This window comes from Streptosporangium vulgare (assembly GCF_042428775.1).
Lineage (GTDB): Bacteria > Actinomycetota > Actinomycetes > Streptosporangiales > Streptosporangiaceae > Streptosporangium > Streptosporangium vulgare.
Map to the genome: position 1 here is coordinate 1 of NZ_JBHMBS010000127.1, position 850 is coordinate 850.

The window sequence follows — 850 nt, forward strand, 5'->3', positions numbered from 1 at the left end:
TATTTTTAAGGTTCCTTAGCTTAATAGGTAAAGCGCGTTCTTGATAAGGATGTGATCGACGTTCAATTCGTTGAGGAATCAATAAAGTGCGCTAGTTAAATAGGTATAATGACATGCTACGGACATGTTTTTACAAGTTCGAGTCTTGTGCGCACTTAATACAATATATAAATAAAAGAGAATTGACTGAGTGGTTTATAGTGATAAGCTTGAAACTTATTTGGTTAAAAAAACCACATCCGTTCGAATCGGATATTCTCTGATATATATTATAAATATATATAACAAAAGTTATATATATTTATAATAAAATTGTACAAAATTTTCTAAACGGGTTAGAGCCAGGTTGGTTAGGCGCCTCATTTGGGTTGAGGAATAGTTATGTTCGAATCATAATAACCCGATTAATGAATTAAATGTTGTATATAAAAACATATAGTAATGTATTAGATATGTAATGTATTATTTCATATTATTAACATCTTAATAATGTATATTATTAAGTGTTAATTTTATGGCAAGTATATAAAGAGACGATTAAGGAGATTTAGCTGTATATTAGTAGAAATGAAAAATTTATTGAATTAACAATTCTATGCCTTTAAGGACCAAACGAAGTGAATTGAAATATCTTATTAGCTTCAGGAAAATAAATCAAACGAGATTCTATGAGTAGTGTGAATGAAAGTAGATAAGGCTTAAAGTAAAATGGATTATCTGTTTGAATAAAGGGGAACCTTCCTCTAAGCCTAAATATAATATATAAGCGATAGAGAATAGTACTGTGAAGGAATAATTGAATTAGTAGTCTTATAAGCAGCTCAAGTTAAGTTTAATAAACATATGAGAG

1 tRNA gene and 1 other annotated feature are annotated in these 850 nt (G+C 28.5%); the gene reads left to right on the forward strand.

Annotated features, from left to right (window positions below):
• Positions 1-9: 9 nt before the first annotated feature.
• Positions 10-81: transfer RNA gene (locus tag ACFFRH_RS44295), tRNA-Ile, on the forward strand.
• Positions 82-546: 465 nt separating this feature from the next.
• Positions 547-796: a sequence feature (23S ribosomal RNA rRNA prediction is too short), on the forward strand.
• Positions 797-850: the final 54 nt, after the last annotated feature.